Raw genomic sequence first — 17,276 nt, forward strand, 5'->3', positions numbered from 1 at the left:
TGAATGAGATCTAATTAAAACTTGCCCGAAATGCAAGCGGAGTAAAATTCGTTTTGTTCTTAAACAACTTATTAAAAGATTGTGGCCGCTCAAAGCCTAGCTCATATGCAATCTCTGCAACAGAAAGGTTGGTGGTCGAAAGCTTTTCTTTAGCCTTTGTAACAATTATATCCTGTATGTGCTGCTGGGCGCTCTGCCCGGTGAGTGTGCGAAGCATATCGCTCATATATCTTGGAGATATGTTGACTTCTGATGCAATATCTTCCAACGATGGTAAGCCTCTCTCCATAGCCTTGCCTGAATCAAAGTAGCGATTTACTATTTCTTCAAACCTTACCAGCAATGTGCTGCTGGCTTTCTTTCGAGTGATAAACTGTCGTTGATAATAACGGTCACAGTATTGAAGCATCAACTCAATCTGTGTCAGGATAATGTTTTGCGTATGGATGTCGATAGATTGATACTCATTGGTGATCTTTGTAAAAATCTCCGTAACGCTCTGTTCTTCTTTTTCTGAGAGATGCAAGGCCTCATTGAACTCTTAGGAAAAGTAACCATAATTTTTGATGGTGCTGCCGAGAGAATGCCCATATAGGAAATCCGGATGAAACAAAAGCATCTTTCCACTTCCGAAATCCTGAACTGGCTTAAGAGGATCAAGTTCAACGGCCTGCACCTGCTTCGGGGATGAAAAGGTCATTACTCCCTTATCAAAATCATAATATTGCTGACCGTATTTTACTTTTAGCTTCACATCATGTTTTATAGAAACGGAATAGAAATTGACAGCGAACTTCGCCCAAACTCCACTTTCCAATGGATTAACTTCCGTAATATCGATCACGCTCACCAGTGGGTGTAATGGTGCAGGAAGCGAAAGTAAATTGTGAAATTCTGAAATGGAGTTTATAAGTTGCATTAGTATTATTTTTAATAATTTTTACCGCTCTACTTCGACTTTTATACAATGGTTTCTGTTGTCATATTAACATACTTCTTGAAATCTTATTATCTCATATGGCAAAGATGCACTAAAAAACGAATTGAGTTGTTTCCAAACCGATGAAGATTGTTTCCAAACTGACAAAAACATATCTTTTTTTGTATTAATAAAAAATAATAGTCTAAAGTAAAGCCATAATCAATGATCCTTCCACTCCTTCAGCAAATTTTGTCTATATCAATAATAGCCTATCAAATAACTAGATCTCATAAGATTTTCAAATTTATTCCGTACACATTGCTCGCACTACAGTGTTACATAGCATTCTCCGTTCCAAAAATCTACATGGTTTGATAATGATAGCTAAAAATGAGGATGGTCAGGAAATAGGAGGAATTTTAGGTGGAATAGATTGTTAACTCGGGCTTGAAATAAACATTCTCTGAGTCCATTATGACTACAGAAACAAGGGCTTGGGTTCCAAACTTCTTAAACACATTGAAAATATTGCAGAAAAAACTTTACAGATCATAACTATCATTGTCCAGAACCATTAATGATTATTATTAATGCCTGCTGCGGGTTAATCTATGGTGTTGCTATTTTCTATGGTTTGTCGCTGATCCACTGCTGCTTCTTTTCACCAATCATCAAAAATTTCGCCAACGAAAAGTAGATAAATTTTTGATTTAATAATGTCGCCTAAAAGTGATAATAACTTATCAAAAGCAAAAAGAGAGATCACCTATAATGGGCGCCGTCTTTGCATTTTTAAATCGCCATACTCACGATTTTCTTCGCCAAGACCAATGTAGGGTCAATTAATGGTATTTTTCCGCAATCTTTTATAATGTCACTTTCGTTTGGAAAGATTAGCGGGAGTTCAGTACATCCAAGTATAATAACTTCAGCACCTTTATCAATTAGGAAATCTGCTGCTTTTACAATGTTATCCCTGCAATTACCATCGGTATATCCTGCTTTCACACCATCGTTTCCATAGATACTCTCCATTACATAGCCCTGATGCTGCACATCCGGCACAATCACATCAAAACCGAACTCCTTTAGAACATCGTAATAAACTTTACTCTGTATGGTTCCGCTTGTAGCCAACAGTCCTACTTTGATTTGTAGCCCAAAATGTTCCCTTATATGTTCTGCCGTTGTGGTAAGCATATTGATGATGGGAATATTAAGATGCTCCTGAATGCTATTTACAAAGGCATGTGCGGTATTGCATGGAATAGCGATTGCATCTGCGCCCTCTGCCTCCAGTCTTTTGCAGGTAGAGAACATAGCTATTGTTGGGTCTGTTTCATGATACACGAGGTTCGCCGTTCTGTCTGGAATTTGCGGGTTTTGCTCCACGACCATCTTTATGTGTTCCTGGTCTTTTTTGGCAGGCGTGTTCTGTATTATCTTGCTCATGAAGTCTACAGTTGCAGAGGGTCCAACCCCGCCCAAGATACCCAACTTGAACGCCTTGTGAGGATTGGCATTTTCATTCACTAACGCATAATCTGCATAAATTTGGTTTACATCGACAATCGGAATCCCCCTTTTCCATAGCTGTTCTACAATAAGGGAAATTTCGGTGATACCCGGCAAAATAATCTCGCAGCCCTGTTCATTCAATTCCATACAGGCTTCATACAGATATTCCAGCGCAAGGCCATCAAAATGCCCACTATGCTCATAATATTTTTAGCTTAAAATTTCGCTTTTCATTGCTTATATTTAAGTTTCATATTGTAAACACAAGGATTATGAGATTTATTATTTTAATTTTATCAGCCATAGTATTAATTTCCTGCTCTACGCGAAAGGAATATTATAAGTTTCAAGATAGCAGTGTTTTTGTTAAGGCTGATGAACTAGGATCGAATAAAGCTGCGTTTATTTCCAAGTATGGACAACCCATCAATAAAGATTTGAAAAAGGAAGGTAATGATATTATTGAAAGTCTCTATTATTTAGAAGATATTAAAGGAGTAATGGTTACTACTAAAATGAAATTTGTGAATGATAAATTGGTAGAGCAATCCAATTATAAAATTGATACTGTAGATAAAAAGTTAGAAGAGTTGAGAACACAATTAGAAACAAACGGACGAAGAATTAATATGCTTCGATGAACAAAATAAAAGTTGCTTTCTAGGTCTTCAACAATTTTATGAAAATTTAAATTTTGCAGATTATAAAACAGAATGATTTCATTTTAGTCTTTCCAAAAGGGAGCAGGCAATACAATTGGATGACATCAAATGAGGACTTTTTTATAATTCCCGAAATGCTTGAAAGTATCAAGAAAGCAGTAAACGTTGATAAAAATATAGTTTTCATTTCGTGACATTTTAACGGAGCAACAGGGTCGTTTTCATATCTGATGAAACAACAAACACAATTTGAAAGTTTTTACGGATTTAACACTTATCCAAAAATTTTCACGGCTGGTACTTTCGTTGAAAATATTAAAAACCGTACATCTATAAATTTTTCAACACATGAGGATTATTATTATCAACCAAACGCAAATGATGATTTGGCAAAATTGATAAACGTAATAAATGCCGATTACAACGATTATCGCTACAATGAATTGCCAAATCATTGGTTTCCACGATTTGACGAATCTGAGCCAGCTTATCAGATTTTTTTTTACGACCTAATAACCCGGAAGAGAAATCCCCTAATAGTCCTCTACGACAGCTTACTTTTCATAATATCGACTATGTTGATAATTTTTGATCATCATTTCTTATTTGCTTCTCTTTCGATTGATATGCATTTGATTTATTTTTACCAAATTGCCAGGATAATGAAAGCCCAAAAGAGCGGAAAGGTATGGAAAAATTCCCCGTTTGAATAAAGTTTAGTGACTCCGAATAATTTCCTAAGTTCTTAATATTATTAAAAGGATCAACAATTGTAATTCCAACAACTGCCGCATCTTTCAAAATCTTTTTCTTGAATGAAATATTCAGTAAGTTGAACGCTGCGAACTCACCTTGAAATGTTCTTTGCGGAGAATCATAAAATAGATATGAATCAAAGGTATAACCTCTTCCCAAATTTATATCCATTCCTATAAAGGTTTTATAAATTATAAAGGTTTTATTCAATTCTTTTATGGAATGTAAAAAATCTTTATAGGGAGAGTTTGCATACGTATAAACATCCAGATTAGCCTTTAAATTAAACCTCTTGAGAAATTTTAAAGACCCATAAAAATTGGTTCCAAAATTTTTGTTTCTTCCAATATTTTCAAATGTTTGCAACATTACTATATTACCATTTTCAATAATATTTTGTGCAACTGGCTCAATTATATCGTTGGTGTTCTTATAATAAAGGGAAACATTAATTTGTCCATTATCCTTAAAGAAATTAAAATCTCCACCAATCTCGATATTATGAATAATTTCTGATTTAAGCCTTGGATTACCCTGAATCTGATTTGTTCTATCCGTATTATTTCTGAAAGGATTTAGATAATATAAGCTAGGTCGCTGTATTCTTTTTCCGTATAGAATTTTAAAGGTTGAATTCTTCGAATATGAATAGGAAAAAGCTATATTAGGAAATAGATTATCCGATTTATTTAAAAAATCAGATGAATTACTCGTTTCGTCTCCTTTTAAAATGGTTTTTTCCCATCTTACTCCCCCACTAATATGAAATGACTCTCCAATCGGCATTCGAGCTGTAGCGTATCCCGCCATAACATTTTGATGATATTTAAACGAGTAACTTCGATTACTATCATGCTGAATACTTCCATCTATGTCCGAGGTATTTATGTTAACGACTGAGTTAATATTTCGATCTACTATTTTTGCTCCAAAATCTAGCGAAAGAGAGTTAATTGGATATTTAAAGTCCAATTGTGCTGTATATTCATAATTGCTCCCAAGATTTCTGCCAGATTCTACCTGATTGCCATAATTAGAATCGTACTTTAAGTCGTTCCTACTTTTTAGGTATTGAAATGACAAACTCATTTCTCTACCACTAGATCCGGACTTTCTAATATAATCTGTACTAAAATCAAAATTTCCTATAGGTTGTTTATTATCTACATTTCCGTCAAATTCATTTTCTACATATTGACTATGAATCTTGTTATTTGTTACGATAATTAGATTATTAAAATTTACATTCGCAACTAACATATTAAGTGAATCCAAAGAATAATCCATAGCAATAGCAAACTGAGTTCCATTCCTTCGATTTCTACTATCATTTTTTTGAGAAAAAACTCTTTCCTTCTGGGGTGTTAAATTCTCAGTCGTAAATACACTGGCAATTGGATAACTCCATGAATTACCGAAACTACCTGTAATTCCGAAATGGCCAATGCGTGCTGCTAAATTACTACTCTGGTTACTTTGTCGCGTTCCAATTGTTGCGGCCACTCCGCCGTTCAATCCCTGTACCGTTAATCGGTTTGTAACGATGTTAATTATTCCCCCTCCCCCCTCAACATCGTACTTTAATGAAGGATTGGTCATAATTTCAACTGATTTAATTTGACTAGAAGGTATCATGCGTAGGGCATCAGATATATTTCCACTCATAATTCCTGATGGCTTACCATTAATAAGAATTTTCACATGTTGATTACCCCGAAGTGCAACTTTTCCATCATAACCAAGTGACACCATTGGTAACTTTTTAAAAACATCCTCACCTGTCGTTCCTAGCAAGGAAGGATCATTCGAAACATGATAGATCATTTTATCTAATTTGTTCTCAATGACTGGAACTCTTTTCGTAATAAAAACTGTTTCCAGCACATTCTCACTTTCAAGATATATCGTACTTAAACTCAGTTTGATGGTATCATTTGTTATTTTAATATTTTTCAAATATTTCTCCCTATAACCAACTAAACTAATTTTTACATCGACATACTCAACTGAATCTAATCGAAATTCAAACTTCCCAGTATTATCGGACACCACAGAAATTAGACGATTTCCTTTATGAGAGACAGTTACATTTGAAAACTGTAGAGGTTGTTGAGATGTCGAATCCTCAATATGTCCGTATACTAACTTTTCAGTTTTCTTAAGCATCCGCTCCTGCGAAGAGGATCTTATGGGCAACAAAACAGTAGATAAAATAAGAAGTGTAGAAGCAAAAATAAATCTGATAGCCATTTTTATTTTAAAATTAGCTACGACCATGCTTAGGATTAAAATCTTTTACGTTAACATAGCAATATTTTACGCAAATGGTGAATTGAATTATTTTTTTCCTATTAACTTTAAACACGATATCGTGCATATGCTAACCCCTATTAATTTATCAAACAACATCTGCAATTATGATTCAAAAAAAATATGAAATAGTATTATTGGTTTGGATCTTATCATTCCTGTATTTGCTATTTGGCGCTATTGTATTTAATAAAGCCTCTTTGATAGGCATCACTTTAATTATAGAATCTCAGATAATTTTATTGATTATCATATTATTGACTTCGATGTATATATTCCCAAAAAATTGGGAAAGAAAGCGATGGGGGCTAATAGCTGTTCAGATAATAAGCTTAAATCTAATATGTGTACTAATTAGATATGTGATGGAAGAGAAAATTTTTGTGAGATTTTTAAACTTTCCTAAAAGCCAGAATTTAAATCCTCTATTTTTTGTTTATGATAATTTTTATTACTCGCTACCAAGCTTTTTCATTGGCTTTATCACATTCCATATTTTTAGAACCTTCACAATAGAGAAACGTAATAGTGAATTAAGGGCATTAGTGCATGAAGCAGAATTACACCTTTTAAAATCACAGATCAACCCACATTTTCTTTATAATGTGCTTAATTATATGTATGCTATCTCGCTACCGCTCTCGGCAAGGCTATCTAATACCATTTCAAAATTGGCGGGTACAATGCGATATACTATAACTAAATCTGAGGTTCAGACCTCGCCTTTAAATGAGGAAATAGAATTTGTTCAAGACTATATTGACTTACAATCGACTCAGTTTGATCATGGAATATATTATAAGTTTATTAAGGCAATCGATGATGACCAGATCCTGGTTCCGACCATGATTTTAGTTACTTTTATCGAAAACGCTTTTAAACATGGAATTGTTGATGACCCCAAATTTCCCCTTAAGATCAAAATAACGGCAATAAAAAATACGATGGAATTTGAGATTCTAAACTATATTAATCAAAATTTAAAAGACGTCACTAACGGAATTGGATTGGCTAATGTCAAACGTAGATTAGCACTTCTATTACCTGACAAGCATTTTCTGCACATTTCAGCAGAGAATGATCTTTATTCTGTCCGTCTTAAATTGATTTTATAACATGAAAAATAGAATTCAGTGCGTAATAATAGATGATCAAATGTTTGCCATAGACATTTTAAGAAATCACTTACTCCAATTTCCAGAGTTTTCATTGGCATATTATGGCAGCGACGTGTATGAAGCTTTAAGAATTATTGAAGGTTCAAAAATAGACCTGATTTTTCTTGATATCCAAATGCCTGAAATGAACGGTTTACAATTTTTAAAATTATGTAAAAATAAATGCAAATTCATCTTCACCACAGCTTATTCTCAATATGCTATCGATGGATATGAAAACGACATTATTGATTTCTTACTAAAACCCATAACTTTTGAACGCTTCGAAAAATCAATAGCTAAATTCTACCATCTTTTACAGATTGGTTCAAACCAGGAAACCGAATCTCTAAAAGAGTACATATTGATTAAAGGAGACTCTAAACAGAAATATTTCAAGGTAAAATTACAAGATATATTGTATATAAAGGGCTTAAACAATTATATATGTGTCTATACAACCACACAGTCCATTATTACATACTTGAATCTAAAGGATTTTATAACCACTTTACCGTCTCATAAATTTTGTCGAATACATAGATCGTATATTGTGTCAATTGATCGGATTATATCTGTTGAGAAAGATACCGTTAAGATCTCCAATGAGGTAATACCGATCGGTTCTTCCTATAAAAAAGAATTTTTTCAACTGTGGAAATTAAAGGTCTTATGAATAATTATCTCCTGCAAATCCTCCGATTCAAGCTTTTTTCCCAAAAACCTATGTTATCTCAGCTGTTTCTTTATTAATAGGTTCTACCGATTTTTAATTTTCTAGGATGATATCTGCTCGGACATTTTGCTGAATCAGTTCGCTGTCCAATAGATGTATACGCCCTATGAACTACATTTGTGTTGATTTCTTAAAGTTCTACGGATAGAGATCACTGCTATTTTTATGATTGGTGGATGCTATGTTGAGCAAAGTTTGCTTTAGCCATTGATATGGGTTTACTTCAGGTTTTTTGCAGATCGCAAAGAACGATTAGATCATTGCTGAACGCTGTGCTGCCCCATGGTTGCCGCTGTAACTCCAATACAAGCAATCTCAATTCAGAGCGCATCAATATTCGTTAAGTTACAATACCTTGTGGATTGTCGATAAAAACGAAGAAAGTGAAAGTATTATAACCGTAGCCGGTTATGAGTCATTGGGGTGGAATGGTGGCGGCTGCTATTGCTCAAACAGCAATGAGTTCCGAAGATAAAGACAAAGAAATCCCTTAGTAATCAGGATTGATTTTCTGAATGTTTAAATCCTGTCAGCTTGGACAGGATTTTTATTTAATGTTACGTTCTTTTTTCCACTTACGAATTCTCCCTCTTGCGTTGGTATAAGGCGAAGACGTGTTAAACTGAATCATTCTTCCTAAAGTCCATTTCTCATACCAGGAAACCTCATATAATTCAGCATTAGATTTTTGCTCAATTAGATTAAGAATGTCAGAAACCGTTTCATATAATTTACTACACAATGTATTAAAGTCAATGTCTTCATAATCTTTGTAAAACTTCTGAGCCAACTTACCAAGTTCATTCCATTTATAACCTGTTTCAGGAAAATCTACGAGCTCATTATTATCTTTTTTTCGATTCCATTTAAGCACTAATTCTCCCCACCCTATCAAATAAGAAATAAGATTATTGATACTCATTGTAGTATCCTTTGCATGTCCTTCTAAATCTGTGGTGGTAGTTAATTCAACAGGAATGGTCGATAATTCCTTTTTCAGTTTGTTGTAATTCGTTTCAATTGCCTTTTGTAATTCTTCTTTATTGACAGGTACAGCCATAATCTGCGAAAATAGATTTTTACCAAATTTACAAAAGCTATAAAAGAGTTTACTTAAAATAAGACATGATTTGCTTCAACCGTTTTTCAATCTGGTGCAGTTATGTGTTCTTTATATGGCATACATTGTGCTTATAAAGGGTAAATCAAAAGGCTATCTTTTTAAGTGTCTTGCAATGTAAATGCGTTTCAATTCTGAAATTAAAAGCAATTTTTCATACATTGCACGCTCTTTTTGCTCTAAAGCTTTAACTTTTTGAACATCATTTGTGAAGACTATGTCATTGGCTATTTTGCATAATGTTATTATAGGACATTTTTGCGTTGGCCTAGTCGCCTATAAGCGTGGGAAAATGTACTATAATGCCACATTATATAACTTAGCTTCCGCCGATTTGCATACTATGGCGCACCAGAATCTGCGCGAGAATGTCAGCATGATGCATCGCGCGCCATATCCGCAGAAGCATGAAATCGGGCTTCCAAGGCAAAAGTTGGAGAAATAATTTTCTTAATTTTGTATATTGGAATTGATATTAAATCGCAAACTTATATGGAATTAAAAAGATTTTTGGATGCCCAAAACCAAGTTTACCTGAAGGCACTTTCTGAAATCAAAAATGGCAGGAAGACTTCCCATTGGATGTGGTATATCTTCCCGCAGCTCAGTGGTTTGGGAAGTAGTGCAATATCCGACGAATATGGCATCTCCGGTGTATCTGAAGCAATCTCATATTTGGCCCACCCCGTTCTTGGGAAGCACCTGATTGAAATTTCAGAAGCCCTCCTACAGCTCGATGGCTTTACGGCAGAGGAAATCTTCGGATATCCCGATTACCTCAAGTTGCGCTCCTGCATGACATTATTTGCAATGGTTAGCGATACAGAAAATATATTTAATGAAGTCCTCAAAAAATATTTTGACGGTGTTGCTGACAAGCGGACAGTATCGGCGATCAGGGCAAAAAATATAAGCTAATTTAATCTCCATACAAAAACCTGCTATTTTTATATATTAACTTTTTCTTTGAATAAGCAATATTCCAGGACAACGAGTAACCATTTTAACTTGATTATATGGACCTTACCGGAATAATAAGACGGACCGATTATGTTTTCACGGCTGAATATCCTGAAATAAGGATACGAGACAAGACTGGGATTTGATTAAATTAAAAAAAGACCGATTGTTTTATTTTTTTGTTTACCTTTGTCATAAATGATAATTTATGCTGCATGAAAACTACAAAATCTGAAAATACCAAGCGCCTGATTATCGAGAAAACCGCATCCGTATTTAATACAAAAGGCTATGCGGGCACATCGATAAACGATTTAATGAACGCCACAGGGCTTTCAAAAGGCTGCATCTACGGTAATTTCGAGAACAAGGACGAGATCGCATTGAGCGTGTTTGACCATAACTTCGCCAGGATCACTCAGCATATGAAAGAACGCATACTCGCTACGGAGCATTCAATAGAACGGTTGCTGGTTTATCCGCATACCTATAAAAATTATTTCAGGTATCCTTACCTTCAGGCAGGCTGCCCCATTTTAAATACCGCTACAGAAGCAGATGACACGCATCCTAAACTGAAAGAAAGCGCACAGAAAGCACTGGGGTTCTGGAAAACGTCTATTGAAAACCAGATAAAGCGGGGCATAGAAAGGAATGAAATCAAGGCAGATACCGATCCAACTGAAATGGCCGTGATCATGATTTCAATGATCGAGGGGGCGTTCATGCAGGCGAAAGTCAACAGCCATATGGCAGAGCTTACTATAGCCATGTCCTTTTTAGAAAAACTGATTAAAGGCATTGAAGCATAATTTTTTTTACCTTAAAAAAGACCAATCGGTTTATTTTATAGATATAATTTTAGATCAATACAATGGAAGAATTTGATATTACCGTTATCGGGTCAGGTCCCGGCGGATATGTAGCTGCGATCAGGAGCGCTCAATTAGGTTATAAAACAGCTTTGGTTGAAAAATACAGTACATTGGGAGGTACCTGTACAAACGTTGGCTGCATTCCTACCAAAGCATTGCTGGACAGCACGCATCATTATGCAGAAGCCGCAAAGAGCTTTAATGCGCATGGAATTGAGTTTTTTGGCCTAGGGCTCAATTTTGAACAGATGTACAATCGAAAAAAAGAGGTAGTGGCTAAAAATATACAGGGGCTTGATTTCCTAATGCGAAAAAACAGGATCAAAGTTCTACAGGGATCGGGATCTTTTCTCAACAATGATTCCCTGAAGATATTACATGCTGATCAGACGGAAACCGTAATAAGGTCACAGAAATTCATTATTGCTACCGGATCAAAACCCGCCACGATTCCCGGGGTCGCCATTGATAAAAACAGGATCATTACCTCTACCGAAGCCCTGGCTCTGAAGGAACAGCCTGAGCGCATTGTGATCATCGGCGGAGGTGTGATTGGTGTAGAAATGGCGTCCATATTCAATAGGATCGGCACAAAAACAACCATTGTAGAATATGCTGACACGCTGATTGCCAATATGGACCGTGAACTGGGAGTAACCTTAGCAAAAATATTAACAAGAGAAGGCGTAGAAATACAATGCGGAAAAGCCGTCTACAAAGCCGAAAACCTCGGCAAGGCGGCTAAGGTTTATTTCAGAAATAAACAAGGTGAAGAGCAGGAACTTACTGCCGACTATATCCTCGTTGCTGTCGGAAGAAAGCCTTATGTGAATGGTCTGGGGCTGGAAAACACCAATGTAGAATTGAATGCCGACGGTACAATTAAAGTCAATGAACTGCTTCAGACAACAGCTTTAAATATTTTTGCCATCGGAGATGTGATCGGCGGCGCCATGCTGGCCCATAAAGCAGAGGAAGAAGCGGTATTTGTGGTGGAAAGAATCAATGGTCAGAAACCTCATATCAATTATGGCCGTATTCCTTCGGTAGTATACACTTGGCCGGAAGTTGCTTCTGTAGGAGCTACGGAAGAAGAATTAAAAAAACAGGGACTGGAGTATTCTATTGGTAAATTTCCATTTGCCGTAAATGCCAGAGCAAGGGCGGGTATGGAGCCTGACGGTTTTGTAAAGGTGCTTTCCGATCCGAAATATGGAGAACTTTTAGGAGTACACATTATCGGCGCCCGGGCGGCGGACCTGATCGCACAGGCAGTTGTCGGCCTGGAATACGAAGTAACAGCCAGTAATATGGCTTCCCTCTGCTATGCCCACCCGACGTATTCAGAAGTGCTGAAAGAAGCCTATACCATCGCAGCCGGGAAACCATCTTTGAATATTTAAGTATACCATCAATTTTAGTAGTATGTCACAACAAATCAGGCTCGCAACTTTTGACGATTATCCCAGAATGCTTTTTATCCGTGACGGAAAGCGTGGAAAGGGCTACGGGAATAAACCCCATCATCCACATGCTTCTCCGTGATAAAAAAAAATAACCTATTTTAGTAATTTAAGAATTTAACCCATCAGAATAAATCATGAATATCGAGGATAATTACGTAGAAATCAACCGGACATCATGGAATGACCGCACAGAAACCCATATCAAATCCGATTTTTATGATGTGGACGGTTTCTTAAAGGGCAAAAATTCGCTAAAGGATATCGAACTGAATATACTGGGAGATCTTTCCAATACCTCTGTCCTGCATTTACAATGTCATTTCGGGCAGGACAGCATATCATTAAGCCGTCTTGGAGCTGAGGTAGTGGGTGTTGATCTATCGGATGTGGCGATTGCGAAGGCCCGCGAACTGGCAAAGCAGGCCCACTCCACTGCATCTTTTATCTGCAGCGACGTCTACGACCTTCCCAATCATCTGGATCGTCAGTTTGACATTGTTTTTACGAGCTATGGGACCATCGGCTGGCTTCCCGACCTGGATCGGTGGGCGAAGGTGATTTCAAAGTTCCTGAAACCCGGCGGTAGATTTATTTTTGTGGAGTTTCATCCTGTGGTGTGGATGTATGATTCCCGGTTTGAAAAAATCGAATACAAGTATTTTAATTCCGGTGCCATTATAGAAACGGAAAAAGGAACCTACGCAGATAAAGCGGCGCAAATTGAAGTAGAAACAATTGGTTGGAACCACAGCTTGGGCGAGGTAATCAGCAGCCTGATACAAAACGGCCTCGGCATAACCTATTTTGAAGAGTTTGACTATTCACCATATAATAACTTTGATCTTTCGGTAGAGTCTGAGCCCGGTAAGTTCAGAATTGCTCATCTGGAAGATAAAATCCCGATGGTTTACGCGTTGTCAGCAACAAAAACCGATATATGACAACACTGATTTTTAGTCTTTATTAATTATCTAATCATGATCCGGCACATTATGATACAACTATAAAATTTGAAATATCCTGCACCAATGATGGAAACAGTGCTTCCGGTATCGCGTGCCCCATACCTTTTTTGATGATAAGCTGACAGCCGGGTATATTGTTTTTTAAATCAATCGCATGTTCAATACTGAACAATGGATCTTCGTCCCCGTGTATAACCAGTGCAGGTACCTGAATACCTGTGAGAAGACCTGGATTAAATACATAACTGATGAGGGCAATGATCTGACGATAAGGCCTGACTGCATAAGATTGCCGGACTTGATCTTCAATAATTAATGTCCGTTCTTTTTCTTCATTGAGAATATATCTGCTGCCGTAAATAGCTTTCATAAAGTCTATTCTTTCTTTCAGGTATGCTTCCAGATTATCTTCAAAATTTACAGATGAGCGGGTCATTTTTCTTACCAGTGCATCATCAGGTTTCGGAAGAGCCGGATTAAAGCTTGAAGATATCAATAACGTTAGTGTCTGAGTCATTGCCGGATACCGTGATGAAAATAACTGCGCAATGATCCCTCCCATGGATCGGCCGACAATGTGCGCCTTTTTAATATTCAGCGATTGCAGCAGATCCCTGATGTCATCTGCCATATCATGTAAAGAATAAGCAGGAGGATATTTTTCGGGGTCCTGTAAAAAACTGTTCAGCGAAAAATTGAACGTATCGCTATGGCGATCTATTGTAAACGTACTTTTTCCGCAGTCCCTGTTATCAAAACAGATAACCAGGAACCCTTCGTCGGCAAGCATCTTAACGAATGTTGCTTCCCAGCGGGTCATCTGCGTATTCAGACCGCTAACCAATACAATAGTATCCTTGTTTTCAGCACCGTATAACTGATAATATATAGCGGCATTTCTTAGTTCAATATAACCCATCTATTGTTTAAAATGATAGCATTTCTAAGGGCAAAAGTCTGGAATCCAATATAGAAGCCGAACGATGCCCTGTAATCTTCATATAATCTGGGTTCTGCTCGAAAGCGAAAAAATCTGATACGCTTTTTTGCTTGATCAGCATACAGATATCCCACTGCTCATTTTCCGGGCCGATAAGAAATCGGCCTCCCTTTCCTACCAAAAGTATCTCTCCTCCAGCCTGCTCCACAAATGGTTTGGCGAGTTGTATGTAACTCATAAAAGCTTCATAACCGGAAATCGTTGTTTCCGGAGCTATATCGGGAAAATCGGAATAATCTGCGAACTCTTTTAACCGGATCAGGTTCAGGTTCACAATGGAACCCTGAATCTTCTTTAACGCCAAATGCCTTCCGGCTTCATACGTGGGGTAAGTATAGGTTTTGTTTAGCATATCAGTATATATCAATCGTTCTACTCAGCTTTTCTTTCATATCGTTTCCGGCTTTTTGGACATGTTTTTTATATTTAATATTAGAGGTCTCCTCCTAACCCTTTCAAATGAGAAGCGAAAACTTTTAACTCATTCTTGGATATTCCAGCTAACATATTTTTAGAAGTTTGAGTCGCAGTAACCTTTGCTTCCTTAAACACACGCTCGCCGGCACTGGTGAGTTTCACATAGCTGACTCTGGCGTCTCTTTCGTTTGCTTCTTTTACAACAAGCCCCATCTTTTCCATAGGAGAAATAATCCGGGTAATGCCGGATGCCGTTAAACCAATGCCTTCTGCCAGATCAATTCTCTTTAAGCGATTGCCGGGAACACTGCTTAGGATATGCAGGATCATAAAATCTGTAAGGCTAATTCCATGAAGGCTTAGGCCATCAAATTTCTTTGTGATGAGAGACTGAACTTTCAGTAGGTTTAATATAATATTGAGTTCCATATTTTAATTTGCATAACACTTGATTAGTCAAGTATCATGCAAATATAAAATAATATTCCAACATTTCTACCTCTACTTTAGACATGACCTATTTTCCGGGGAGGTCAGTTGATTTATTGTATCAGCCCTATGTACTACAGGCCAGCTGATTTTTTGAAATTCTACCGTTAAAGATCCTTTAGGTTTTTTGGTTTATGGACATAATGTTTTCTAGTGTATGTTTTAACCAAAGGAAAGGGTTCACTAGTGGGATATTTTTTGGTTAATTATAACCATTGGCAATATTTGCTGAATTAGGATAAATTTGCGCTAAATAAAAAGTCACGCTGCAATCATCAAATATAGACGTAAGCACAAGGAAAGGACAAATTAATCGGCCTAACCTAATATCTGTTAAATAATATGTTTTATAAATTACAACAAAATAAATTTATCCAATGGACGATTATTCATATCAGATACCTTGTCGCATTGGCATTCGTCCCTTCCGGATTTACAAAAGTAGTTGGTGAAAGATTTACTCAATTACCTACAACCAGTACCATAGGGCAGTTTTTTGAAGTACTTTATCTTTCCGGTATCTATTATAACTTTCTAGGTGTCATGCAGATAATTACTGCAATCCTTCTTATGACGCAGCGATTCGCATTAATTGGAACATTTCTCTTTTTGGCCATAACAGCCAATATCTGGATGATTACAATTTCAATGCACTTTAAGGGTACTTGGATAATCACTAGTTTGATGATGCTTGCGGGTTTAATTCTCCTTTATTGGGATAAAAATAGAATCTCAGAATTGAATTCGGATTATGATTCACCAAAAAAAATGTATTCTCCAAAGGTATCAAGAATTTGGGTTAATGCGGGTATAATTTATATAAGCAGCCTACTCATTATTTGCTTTGTTGGTTCGAAAAACGATATGCTATCTAAAACCATTTATGTCATCGCACTATTTATTTTAGTAGCCACTACGCTTTACTCCAATTTTGTTTTCTGGAAAAAATCACATTAAATAGAATTAATGCTTTTAAAGGACTTTCTGAACCCCAACGGAGTCATATTGGTCTTGGCCTTAAATAGCTTATTAAATGATTGTGAATGTTCAAAGCCCAGTTTATAGCCGATCTCACTGATGGTTAGTTCAGTTGTGGAAAGCTTTTCTTTAGCCTTTTCAATCACTTTCTCATGAATGATCTGCTGGGGCGTGTGCCCAGTCAAGGATTTGAGTAGGCTTCGCATATACTGTGACGACATATTGAGCTGCTCGGAAAGCAGCTGTACCGTTGGTAATCCACTCTGCATGATGTTTCTGTCTTCAAAATACTTATCGAGAAAAATCTCAAGCTTTTCCAAAAACTGGTGGCTTGCTTTCTTGCGGGTGATGAACTGACGCTGATAAAAACGGTGGGAGTAATTAAATAAGGTTTCCAATTGAGAGATAATAATATTTTGGCTAAACCGGTCAATATTGCCTTGATATTCTTGTTTGATATTTTCGATGATCTGCTGCATCTTCAGTTCCTCGTCTTCTGAAAGGAAAAGCGCTTCATGCACAGCATAATCGAAAAACTCATATCTTTTGATCGATGTCGCCAGTGGCGAATCATAGAGAAAATCCGGATGGATCATCAGCATCCATCCGGAAGGATTTTTCCCTTGCTCTTCACGTACTACACTAAGCACCTGATGCGGTGCCATGCAGAACATCACTCCCTCGTCAAAATCATAATCTTGCTGCCCATATCTATACTTGTGATCCATATCCCGTTTAACAGAAATTAGATAAAAGTCGAAAAGCAAGCTTTGTTTTCCAATCCTCGTATTGTCGGTCATATCTTCAAAATTTATCACGCTGATAAGTGGATGCTTTGGTGCCGGCAATCCTCGAAGCTTATGAAATTCGGAAATGGTCTTTAGTCTTATCGGTTTATTATCGGACATGGCATTACAGCATTTTTAGTATATGTGGATCGGAACA

17 protein-coding genes and 2 pseudogenes are annotated in these 17,276 nt (G+C 36.8%); 9 read left to right on the top strand and 10 right to left on the bottom strand.

Annotated elements, in window-relative coordinates:
• Window positions 1-10: 10 nt before the first annotated feature.
• Together QE382_RS14090 and QE382_RS14095 are read right to left on the bottom strand one after the other, a co-directional pair.
• Window positions 11-526, bottom strand: a complete 516-nt coding sequence (locus QE382_RS14090; protein WP_307186461.1) for a helix-turn-helix domain-containing protein — start codon at window positions 524-526, stop codon at window positions 11-13.
• A 15-nt stretch (window positions 527-541) separates the two neighbouring features.
• Window positions 542-919 (bottom strand): hypothetical protein, encoded by a 378-nt coding sequence (locus QE382_RS14095; RefSeq protein WP_307186462.1) that lies wholly within the window; start codon window positions 917-919, stop codon window positions 542-544.
• Between the two features lie 482 nt (window positions 920-1,401).
• Between QE382_RS14095 and QE382_RS23580 the strand changes: the two are divergent.
• Window positions 1,402-1,500 (top strand): annotated as a pseudogene (locus QE382_RS23580) (GNAT family N-acetyltransferase); the annotation flags it as partial.
• 214 nt (window positions 1,501-1,714) lie between these two features.
• Here QE382_RS23580 and cuyB read toward each other — a convergent pair.
• Complete coding sequence (cuyB, locus tag QE382_RS14100) at window positions 1,715-2,587, bottom strand: cysteate racemase (protein ID WP_307186463.1); 873 nt, start codon at window positions 2,585-2,587, stop codon at window positions 1,715-1,717.
• Window positions 2,588-2,712: 125 nt separating this feature from the next.
• Here cuyB and QE382_RS14105 point away from each other — a divergent pair, with 125 nt between their 5' ends.
• On the top strand, window positions 2,713-3,081 hold the full coding sequence (locus tag QE382_RS14105; RefSeq protein ID WP_307186464.1) for a hypothetical protein: 369 nt from the start codon (window positions 2,713-2,715) through the stop codon (window positions 3,079-3,081).
• Between the two features lie 594 nt (window positions 3,082-3,675).
• Here the strand turns inward: QE382_RS14105 and QE382_RS14110 are convergent.
• Complete coding sequence (locus QE382_RS14110; protein ID WP_307186465.1) at window positions 3,676-6,108, bottom strand: outer membrane beta-barrel family protein; 2,433 nt, start codon at window positions 6,106-6,108, stop codon at window positions 3,676-3,678.
• Window positions 6,109-6,533: 425 nt separating this feature from the next.
• Here QE382_RS14110 and QE382_RS14115 point away from each other — a divergent pair, with 425 nt between their 5' ends.
• On the top strand, window positions 6,534-7,283 hold the full coding sequence (locus QE382_RS14115) for a sensor histidine kinase (RefSeq protein WP_307186466.1): 750 nt from the start codon (window positions 6,534-6,536) through the stop codon (window positions 7,281-7,283).
• A gap of 1 nt (window position 7,284) precedes the next feature.
• On the top strand, window positions 7,285-8,001 hold the full coding sequence (locus tag QE382_RS14120; RefSeq protein WP_307186467.1) for a LytR/AlgR family response regulator transcription factor: 717 nt from the start codon (window positions 7,285-7,287) through the stop codon (window positions 7,999-8,001).
• 198 nt (window positions 8,002-8,199) lie between these two features.
• On the opposite strand, the pseudogene QE382_RS14125 reads toward QE382_RS14120, so the two are convergent.
• Together QE382_RS14125 and QE382_RS14130 are read right to left on the bottom strand one after the other, a co-directional pair.
• Window positions 8,200-8,358: pseudogene (locus QE382_RS14125) on the bottom strand (IS66 family transposase); the annotation flags it as partial.
• A gap of 250 nt (window positions 8,359-8,608) precedes the next feature.
• Window positions 8,609-9,121 (bottom strand): ClbS/DfsB family four-helix bundle protein, encoded by a 513-nt coding sequence (locus QE382_RS14130; RefSeq protein WP_209579653.1) that lies wholly within the window; start codon window positions 9,119-9,121, stop codon window positions 8,609-8,611.
• A 552-nt stretch (window positions 9,122-9,673) separates the two neighbouring features.
• On the opposite strand from QE382_RS14130, the gene QE382_RS14135 reads away from it, so the two are divergent.
• From QE382_RS14135 to QE382_RS14150, 4 genes are all read left to right on the top strand, one after another.
• The gene (locus tag QE382_RS14135; protein ID WP_307186468.1) at window positions 9,674-10,099 is read left to right on the top strand and encodes a DUF1810 domain-containing protein; all 426 of its coding nucleotides are present in this window, start codon (window positions 9,674-9,676) and stop codon (window positions 10,097-10,099) included.
• Window positions 10,100-10,356: 257 nt separating this feature from the next.
• Window positions 10,357-10,953: a TetR/AcrR family transcriptional regulator gene (locus QE382_RS14140; RefSeq protein ID WP_307186469.1), complete on the top strand. Its 597-nt coding sequence runs from the start codon at window positions 10,357-10,359 to the stop codon at window positions 10,951-10,953.
• A 62-nt stretch (window positions 10,954-11,015) separates the two neighbouring features.
• Window positions 11,016-12,419: a dihydrolipoyl dehydrogenase gene (lpdA, locus tag QE382_RS14145; protein WP_307186470.1), complete on the top strand. Its 1,404-nt coding sequence runs from the start codon at window positions 11,016-11,018 to the stop codon at window positions 12,417-12,419.
• Window positions 12,420-12,616: 197 nt separating this feature from the next.
• A complete protein-coding gene (locus QE382_RS14150) occupies window positions 12,617-13,423 on the top strand; it encodes a class I SAM-dependent methyltransferase (protein ID WP_307186471.1) in 807 nt (268 codons plus the stop codon).
• Between the two features lie 49 nt (window positions 13,424-13,472).
• Here QE382_RS14150 and QE382_RS14155 read toward each other — a convergent pair whose 3' ends face one another.
• The 3 genes from QE382_RS14155 to QE382_RS14165 all read right to left on the bottom strand — a co-directional run bounded on the left by QE382_RS14155 (window position 13,473) and on the right by QE382_RS14165 (window position 15,293).
• Entirely contained in the window at window positions 13,473-14,366 is an 894-nt protein-coding gene (locus QE382_RS14155) for an alpha/beta fold hydrolase (RefSeq protein ID WP_307186472.1), read from the bottom strand.
• Between the two features lie 7 nt (window positions 14,367-14,373).
• Entirely contained in the window at window positions 14,374-14,799 is a 426-nt protein-coding gene (locus QE382_RS14160; protein WP_307186473.1) for a hypothetical protein, read from the bottom strand.
• A gap of 80 nt (window positions 14,800-14,879) precedes the next feature.
• Window positions 14,880-15,293 (bottom strand): MarR family winged helix-turn-helix transcriptional regulator, encoded by a 414-nt coding sequence (locus QE382_RS14165; RefSeq protein ID WP_209579637.1) that lies wholly within the window; start codon window positions 15,291-15,293, stop codon window positions 14,880-14,882.
• Window positions 15,294-15,695: 402 nt separating this feature from the next.
• On the opposite strand from QE382_RS14165, the gene QE382_RS14170 reads away from it, so the two are divergent.
• Window positions 15,696-16,310 (top strand): hypothetical protein, encoded by a 615-nt coding sequence (locus tag QE382_RS14170; RefSeq protein ID WP_307186474.1) that lies wholly within the window; start codon window positions 15,696-15,698, stop codon window positions 16,308-16,310.
• Here QE382_RS14170 and QE382_RS14175 read toward each other — a convergent pair.
• The gene (locus tag QE382_RS14175) at window positions 16,307-17,239 is read right to left on the bottom strand and encodes a helix-turn-helix domain-containing protein (protein ID WP_307186475.1); all 933 of its coding nucleotides are present in this window, start codon (window positions 17,237-17,239) and stop codon (window positions 16,307-16,309) included. The genes QE382_RS14170 and QE382_RS14175 overlap by 4 nt on opposite strands.
• Window positions 17,240-17,276 lie beyond the last annotated feature (37 nt).

Origin of the sequence: Sphingobacterium zeae, assembly GCF_030818895.1 — a bacterium.
GTDB lineage: Bacteria > Bacteroidota > Bacteroidia > Sphingobacteriales > Sphingobacteriaceae > Sphingobacterium > Sphingobacterium zeae.

Coding starts and splice junctions, on each gene's coding strand:
- QE382_RS14110 (WP_307186465.1), bottom strand. CDS start 6,108: ATGGCTATCAGATTTATTTTTGCTTCTACACTTCTTATTTTATCTACT.
- QE382_RS14160 (WP_307186473.1), bottom strand. CDS start 14,799: ATGCTAAACAAAACCTATACTTACCCCACGTATGAAGCCGGAAGGCAT.
- QE382_RS14135 (WP_307186468.1), top strand. CDS start 9,674: ATGGAATTAAAAAGATTTTTGGATGCCCAAAACCAAGTTTACCTGAAG.
- QE382_RS14170 (WP_307186474.1), top strand. CDS start 15,696: ATGTTTTATAAATTACAACAAAATAAATTTATCCAATGGACGATTATT.
- lpdA (WP_307186470.1), top strand. CDS start 11,016: ATGGAAGAATTTGATATTACCGTTATCGGGTCAGGTCCCGGCGGATAT.
- QE382_RS14130 (WP_209579653.1), bottom strand. CDS start 9,121: ATGGCTGTACCTGTCAATAAAGAAGAATTACAAAAGGCAATTGAAACG.
- QE382_RS14105 (WP_307186464.1), top strand. CDS start 2,713: ATGAGATTTATTATTTTAATTTTATCAGCCATAGTATTAATTTCCTGC.
- QE382_RS14175 (WP_307186475.1), bottom strand. CDS start 17,239: ATGTCCGATAATAAACCGATAAGACTAAAGACCATTTCCGAATTTCAT.
- QE382_RS14120 (WP_307186467.1), top strand. CDS start 7,285: ATGAAAAATAGAATTCAGTGCGTAATAATAGATGATCAAATGTTTGCC.
- QE382_RS14150 (WP_307186471.1), top strand. CDS start 12,617: ATGAATATCGAGGATAATTACGTAGAAATCAACCGGACATCATGGAAT.
- QE382_RS14165 (WP_209579637.1), bottom strand. CDS start 15,293: ATGGAACTCAATATTATATTAAACCTACTGAAAGTTCAGTCTCTCATC.
- QE382_RS14155 (WP_307186472.1), bottom strand. CDS start 14,366: ATGGGTTATATTGAACTAAGAAATGCCGCTATATATTATCAGTTATAC.
- QE382_RS14115 (WP_307186466.1), top strand. CDS start 6,534: ATGGAAGAGAAAATTTTTGTGAGATTTTTAAACTTTCCTAAAAGCCAG.
- QE382_RS14095 (WP_307186462.1), bottom strand. CDS start 919: ATGCAACTTATAAACTCCATTTCAGAATTTCACAATTTACTTTCGCTT.
- cuyB (WP_307186463.1), bottom strand. CDS start 2,587: ATGGAATTGAATGAACAGGGCTGCGAGATTATTTTGCCGGGTATCACC.
- QE382_RS14140 (WP_307186469.1), top strand. CDS start 10,357: ATGAAAACTACAAAATCTGAAAATACCAAGCGCCTGATTATCGAGAAA.